General features: G+C 58.0%; 4 protein-coding genes and 1 pseudogene. All 5 read right to left on the bottom strand.

The annotated features are described in order from the left end of the window. Positions 1 to 308: pseudogene (locus tag RTY00_RS16165) on the bottom strand (glycogen phosphorylase); the annotation flags it as partial. Between the two features lie 21 nt (positions 309 to 329). Beyond that, entirely contained in the window at positions 330 to 1,763 is a 1,434-nt protein-coding gene (gene glgA, locus RTY00_RS16160) for a glycogen synthase GlgA (protein WP_008109867.1), read from the bottom strand. 65 nt (positions 1,764 to 1,828) lie between these two features. Next, on the bottom strand, positions 1,829 to 3,124 hold the full coding sequence (gene glgC / locus RTY00_RS16155; RefSeq protein ID WP_008109866.1) for a glucose-1-phosphate adenylyltransferase: 1,296 nt from the start codon (positions 3,122 to 3,124) through the stop codon (positions 1,829 to 1,831). Between the two features lie 10 nt (positions 3,125 to 3,134). Then, positions 3,135 to 5,114: a glycogen debranching protein GlgX gene (glgX, locus tag RTY00_RS16150; protein WP_312665118.1), complete on the bottom strand. Its 1,980-nt coding sequence runs from the start codon at positions 5,112 to 5,114 to the stop codon at positions 3,135 to 3,137. Further along, a partial coding sequence (glgB, locus tag RTY00_RS16145; RefSeq protein WP_312665117.1) for a 1,4-alpha-glucan branching enzyme occupies positions 5,114 to 7,266 on the bottom strand: 2,153 nt, incomplete at its 5' end. The genes glgB and glgX, both read right to left, overlap by 1 nt.

Raw genomic sequence — 7,266 nt, 5'->3', positions numbered from 1 at the left:
TCCAGCGCCTGATTGAGATCCTCATAAATGCCCATCGCCAGTAACGCGTTGCCGAGCGTGCGCCCCATCAGGAACTCCATCGACAGATAATAAACCTGTCGCACATCCTGCGAGAGCTGCGCGCGGCTGGAGCGCAGCCAGCGTTCCACCATGCGATCACGCACCGCCAGCAGCGCGGCGTTGAGCCACTCATGCTTATTCGCAATCGATGGATCTTTACCAATAGTAAACATCAGCTTATAGGCGATTGAGTGCTTCAGTGCATCAACCGTCAGCGTGGGTGAGGCATAGGTGAAAGGTGCATTCATATCAAGTATCCCAATCTCTCATTACAGCAAACGTTGATAAAGATCGCGGTAGGCTTGTGCTGCCACCTGCCAACTAAAATCCATCCCCATCGCCTGCCGCTGAACGTATCGCCAGAGTGCAGGACGAGACCACAGAACAAATGCGCGCCGAATCGCCCGCAGCAGCGACCAGGCATTACTGTCTTCAAAAGTGAAACCGCTGGCGACGCCATCCGCCAGATTCTCAAGCGAGCTGTCTTGCACCGTGTCCGCCAATCCGCCGGTGCGACGCACCAGCGGCAGCGTGCCATATTTCAAACCGTACAGCTGAGTTAAGCCGCACGGCTCAAAACGGCTCGGCACCATAATCACATCCGCGCCGCCGACAATGCGGTGCGAGAAGGCTTCGTGATAACCAATCTGCACGCCAACGCGCCCCGGATGTTCAGCCGCCGCCGCCAGGAAACCTTGCTGCAACTCGGCATCGCCCTGGCCGAGCAGCACCAGCTGTCCGCCCTGCGCCAGTAAACCCGGCAGCGCTTCCAGCACCAGATCCAGCCCTTTCTGTTTGGTCAGACGGCTGATAACACAGAACACCGGCGCTTTATCATCGACCTTAAGGCCCATAGCAATTTGTAGCTGGCGCTTGTTCTCCGCTTTGCTCTCCAGCGTTTCGCTGTCGTAGCGCGCGGTGAGCAGCAGATCGTGCGCCGGGTCCCAAATGCCCGGATCGACGCCGTTCAAAATCCCGCTCAGGCGCCCTTCACGCAGTCGCTGCTCGAGCAGCGCTTCCATGCCGTAACCAAATTCCGGTCGGGTGATCTCCAGCGCGTAAGTCGGGCTGACCGCCGTAATATGATCGGCATAAAACAGGCCTGCCTTGAGGTAAGAAATTTGCCCGAAGAACTCCAGTCCATGCATGTCGAAGAAGGCGCGCGGAATCTGGATCTCATCCAGATGACGCGCAGAAAACAGCCCTTGATACGCCAGGTTATGCACGGTAAATACCGTTTTCGCCGGACGACCGCGCGCGGCGATATAGGCGCAGGTTAAGCCTGCATGCCAGTCATGCGCATGCACGATGTCTGGCTGCCAATCCGTATCTAACCCGCTGGCAATCTCGGCGCCCATCCAGCCCAGCAGCGCAAAACGCAGGTAGTTATCCACGTAAGCAAACTGCGAAGTATCGTGATACGGGCTGCCGGGACGTTCATACAATCCCGGCGCATCGATTAAATAAATACCAACGCCGTTAAAATGTCCAAAAAGTAAGCGTACCGGTCCGGCAAAAGTTTGCAACTCCGCCAGGACCTCAGTATCAGGAATTCCTTTACGCAGATCCGGATAGGCGGGAATCAACACCCGCGCATCCGTACCATCGGCTATTTGCGCCTGTGGTAATGCACCGACGACATCAGCCAGTCCGCCGGTTTTCAACAGCGGGAAAAGCTCTGAACAGACATGTAAAACCTGCATCCTGAACCCCTATTATGTGACCGCTCGCGTTCCCCGCGGCGATTGCCTGTGTGCTTGTTCGTGACCTAGTTCCCTGCTGCGCCAGCCAATTTGGCCAGCATGGCGCGCGTCACCAGTACGATGCCCTCTTCTGAACGGTAGAAACGACGGCTGTCTTCATCGGGGTTTTCGCCAATGACCATGCCTTCTGGCAGCTCGCAGGCGCGATCGATCACGCAGCGACGCAGACGACACGATCGGCCAACCACCACATCAGGCAGCAGCACTGCGGAATCAATGTTGCAAAACGAGTTGATGCGAATGCGCGGGAACAGCACCGAATTCACCACCACCGAACCGGAGATGATGCAGCCGCCCGAGACCAGCGAATTCATTGTCATGCCGTGGCTACCGGATCGATCCTGAACAAATTTCGCCGGCGGCAGCGGCTCCATGTGGGTGCGAATCGGCCAACTGTGATCGTACATATCCAGTTCGGGCGTGACTGACGCCAAATCGAGATTGGCGCGCCAGTAAGCTTCCAGCGTCCCGACGTCGCGCCAGTACGGCTCGGCGTTTTCGTCAACCTGCACGCAGGAGAGCGTAAAGGAGTGCGCATACGCCTCGCCGCTGGCGACGATTTTCGGCAGCAGATCTTTGCCGAAATCGTGGCTGGAATCGGCCACTTGCAGGTCCTCTTCCAGCAGCTGATACAGGTAATCGGCGTTGAACACGTAAATGCCCATGCTGGCCAGCGCTCGGCTGTCATCACCCGGCATTGACGGCGGCTTCGGCGGTTTTTCGACAAAATCGACCACGTTGTTTTCGGCATCCACCGCCATCACCCCAAACGCCGTGGCTTCGGCCAACGGCACCGGCAAGCAGGCGATGGTGCATTTCGCGCCGCGATCGACATGGTCGAGCAGCATGCGCGAGTAATCCATTTTGTAGATGTGATCTCCGGCGAGAATCACGATGTACTGCGCGTTGTAGCGGCGAATAATGTCGAGGTTCTGCGTCACCGCATCGGCCGTGCCGCGATACCAGTGTTCGGTAGCGGCACGCTGCTGCGCCGGCAGCAAATCGACAAACTCGTTCATCTCTTCGTTGAACAGCGACCAGCCGCGCTGGATGTGCTGCACCAGCGTATGTGACTGATATTGGGTGATCACGCCGATGCGCCGAATGCCCGAGTTGATGCAGTTGGACAGCGCAAAGTCGATGATGCGGAACTTGCCACCGAAGTGCACGGCAGGTTTGGCGCGTTTCGCGGTGAGATCTTTCAGGCGCGTACCGCGCCCGCCAGCAAGGATCAGGGCAACCGTTTGTGTAGGGAGCTGGCGCGCCAGCATCAGATGATCTGTTCTATCTAATTTCACCATGTCTGACTCCTTATGATTGCTTTAGGAACACACACACACCGTGTGCGGGACCGTGCCAGACAGTTGTCAGGATGGGGTTATCTTCCCCGGCGAAAGGAGGAATGGCACGCCACTCTCCGTCTGGTAAGGCGATATCACTCACCGATTCCGTGGCGTTTATTGTTATTAACCAGCGGCCGGAGAGCAGGATCTGCATTCTGTGCGTCCCCTGTTCCCACTGCTCGGCTTCCAGTGGTGTGCCGCTGGCATTGCACCACTGCACGCTGCCATCGCCCTCCTGCCACCAGCGATCCTGCGTCAACGCGGGAATGCGCTGGCGCAGGCGGATTAACGCAGCAGTGAAGTCGACCAGGCCAAAATCTTCCTGTTGCCAGTTCAACCAGGTCAGCGGATTGTCCTGGCAATAGGCGTTGTTGTTACCGTGCTGGCTGTGACCGCGTTCGTCACCCGCCAGCAGCATCGGCGTGCCCTGCGCCAGCAGCAGCGTGGTCAGCAAGCCATGCACGCTACGCCGCCGCCGTTCGACAATATCGAAATTGACCTGCAGTCCCTCTTTGCCGTGGTTATGGCTGAAGTTACTGTTGCTGCCGTCGCGATTGTCTTCGCCGTTGGCCTGATTGTGTTTGTTGTTGAAGCTCACCACATCGCGCAGCGTGAAGCCGTCGTGAGCGGTGATCAGATTGATGCTGGCGTGCGGCAGACGCGCCTCACGCTGGAAAACGTCGCTGGATGCGGCAAAACGGCGGGCAAAATCGCCATTATTCAGTTGACCATGCAGCCAGTAACGGCGCGCCGCATCGCGAAAATGGTCGTTCCACTCGGCGAAGTCCGGTGGAAAGTTGCCGACCTGATAACCGCCGGGACCGATGTCCCACGGCTCGGCAATCAGCTTCACCTGCGACAGCAGCGAACAGGCTTTGATGGCGGCAAACAGCGGCGCATCCTGATGAAATTCCGGCGTGCGCCCCAACACGCTGGCGAGGTCGAAGCGGAAACCATCAACATGGCAAACGCGCACCCAGTAGCGCAGTGCTTCGAGCGCCCACGCCATCACCTGCGGATGGCTGAGGTTCAGCGTGTTGCCGCAGCCGGTCCAGTTTTGGTATTCGCCGTTGCCATCCAGCCAGTAATAGCTGGCGTTATCCACGCCGCGCAGCGAAATCGTTGGCCCGATCTCTTCCAGCTCGGCGGTGTGGTTGAACACCACATCGAGAATAACTTCGATGCCCGCCGCGTGCAGCGCTTTGACCGCCTGCTGAAACTCCTGCAGCGGCGATAAACCGTTTTCGCCCGAAGCGTAACGCGCATCCACCGCCCACAACGCAAACGGATTGTAGCCCCAGTAATTACTCAAGCCTAAACGGCGCAGGCGCGGCTCACTGGTGAATTGGGCAATCGGCAACAGCTCAAGCGCGGTGATGCCGAGATGGCGCAGGTACTTCACCATAGCAGGATGACCGAGCGCCGCATAAGTGCCGCGCAGCCTTTCCGGAATTTCCGGATGCTGCTGGGTTAAGCCGCGTACGTGCGCTTCATAGATCACCGTGCTGCCCCACGGCGTGCGCGGTTGCTCATCACTTTCCCAATCAAAATCTTCGGCGATCACCAGCGATTTCGGTGCGATGGCAGCGTTGTCCGCACCATCCGGTTCACGTTCGCCGCCGTTAAAACGCGCGTCGTCCACCACTTCATCCGTTACCGCCTTGGCGCAGGGATCGACCAAAAGCTTGGCGGGATTGAAGCGATGTCCCTGCTGCGGTGCCCACGGACCGTGTACGCGATAGCCGTAGCGCTGGCCGGGCTTCAGCGCGGGAAAATAGCCGTGCCAAATATCGCCGCTGCGCGCGGGCAGTGCGAAACGGCGCTCAGCACCGTGCGCGTCGAACAGGCAGAGTTCGACGCGTTCGGCATGCTGGGAGAACAGCGTGAAATTAACGCCGTGCCCATCATAGTGCGCACCTAACGGTTCCGGCTGCCCCTGCTCCAGCATCAGTCGCTCTCCCGCACCAGCCAAAGCGTTGCCAGCGGCGGTAAGGTCAAACTCAGCGACTGTGGCCGACCGTGGCTTTCAATCTCATCGGTGTGCACCACGCCGTGGTTGCGCGTGTCGCTGCCGTGATAATCGTGCTGGTCGGTATTCATGATCTCGCGCCAGCCGCCACGCTGATTGACGCCAAAGCGATAGTGCGGACGCGCTACCGGCGTAAAGTTGCTGACCACGATGATTTCATTGCCCTCGCGATCGCGGCGCACAAACACAAATACCGAATTTTCATGGTCATCGACCACCAGCCACTCAAAACCTTGCCCATCAAAATCAAGCTGATGCAGCGGCGCAAAATGGCGATAGGTGTGGTTGAGATCGCGCACCAGACGATGCACGCCGTTATGCCAGTTATCCTCACCTTCCAGCAGATGCCAGTCGAGGCTGGCATCGTGGTTCCACTCGCGTCCCTGGGCAAACTCGTTGCCCATAAACTGCAGCTTCTTACCGGGGAAGCCCCACATCCAGCCGTAATAGGCGCGCAGGTTGGCGAACTTTTGCCAGGCATCGCCGGGCATGCGATCGAGGATCGAACGCTTGCCGTGCACCACTTCGTCGTGCGACAGCGGCAGCACAAAGTTTTCGGTGTAGTTGTAGAGCATGCCGAAGGTCATCAGCTGATGATGGTAGCGACGATGCACCGGATCGAGTTTCATGTAATCCAGCGTGTCGTGCATCCAGCCCAGATTCCATTTGAACCAGAAGCCGAGGCCGCCATCTTCCGAAGGACGTGTGACGCCAGGATAATCGGTGGACTCTTCGGCTACCGTGACGCTGCCGGGCGCGGCACGGCCCAGAATGCGATTGGTGTGACGCAGGAACGAAATCGCTTCGAGGTTTTCGCGTCCACCAAAGTGGTTCGGCACCCATTCGCCTTCGGCGCGGCTGTAGTCGCGGTAGATCATTGACGCCACCGCATCGACGCGCAGCCCATCAATGCCAAAGCGCTCCATCCAGTACAAGGCGTTACCGGAGAGATAGTTGCTAACTTCACGACGACCAAAGTTGTAGATCAGCGTGTTCCAGTCCTGATGAAAACCTTCGCGCGGATCGCTATGTTCGTAGAGTTCGGTGCCGTCAAACTTCGCCAGACCAAAATCATCACTTGGGAAGTGGCCCGGCACCCAATCGAGCAGCACGTTTATGCCGGCATCATGTGCGGCGGCAATAAAGTGGCGGAACTCATCGCGCGTACCGAAACGGCGCGTTGGCGCATACATGCCGAGCGGCTGATAGCCCCAGCTGCCGTCAAACGGATGTTCATTAATCGGCATCAGTTCGATGTGGGTGAAGCCCATCTCTTTGACGTAAGGGATGAGCTGCTCCGCCAGCTCTTTGTAGCTGAGCCAGAAGTTGTTATCGGTGTGACGTCGCCATGAACCGAGGTGCACTTCATAAATTGAAATCGGTTGGTCAAAGGCATTGGCGGCTTTGCGCCGTGGCTGCATCTCGGTTTTTGGCGGCAGCCCGCAGATCATCGAGGCGGTTTGTGGACGCATTTGCGCTTCAAAGGCGAAGGGATCGGCTTTGATGCGCATCTGACCGGAATTATCCACGATTTCAAACTTATACAGCTGGCCATTCACCGCGCCCAGCACGAACAGTTCCCAGACGCCGAGCTCACGGCGAAAACGCATCGGATGACGTCTGCCATCCCAGAAGTTGAACTCGCCCACTACCGATACGCGACGCGCATTAGGCGCCCAAACGGCAAAGCGCGTGCCGTGCACGCCATCAATGGTGGTACCGTGCGCGCCGAGGGTTTCGTACGGACGCAGATGGGTGCCTTCACCCAATAACCATGCATCCATCTCCTCCAGCAGCGGGCCGAAGCGATAGGCATCGTCAATCAGGTTTTGCTGGCCATGCCAGTTCACCGCCAGCTGATAGCCAAACAGATTTTTACGGCGAGGAATCACGCCACAGAAGAAACCGCGTGAGTCGAGGCAGGTAAGCTGGGCGCATTTGCGTCCGGTGTTGGTTTCAATCACCCAAACATCGGAGGCATCGGGCAACAGCGCACGCACTTCAAGGCCTTCGGCTGTTTGGTGCATTCCCAGTAGTGAAAAGGGATCGGCATAATTCCCGGCAAAAAGGG

This window comes from Pantoea sp. CTOTU49201 (genome assembly GCF_032054795.1).
GTDB lineage: Bacteria > Pseudomonadota > Gammaproteobacteria > Enterobacterales > Enterobacteriaceae > Pantoea > Pantoea symbiotica.
This window is presented reverse-complemented; position numbering and strand designations above follow the sequence as displayed.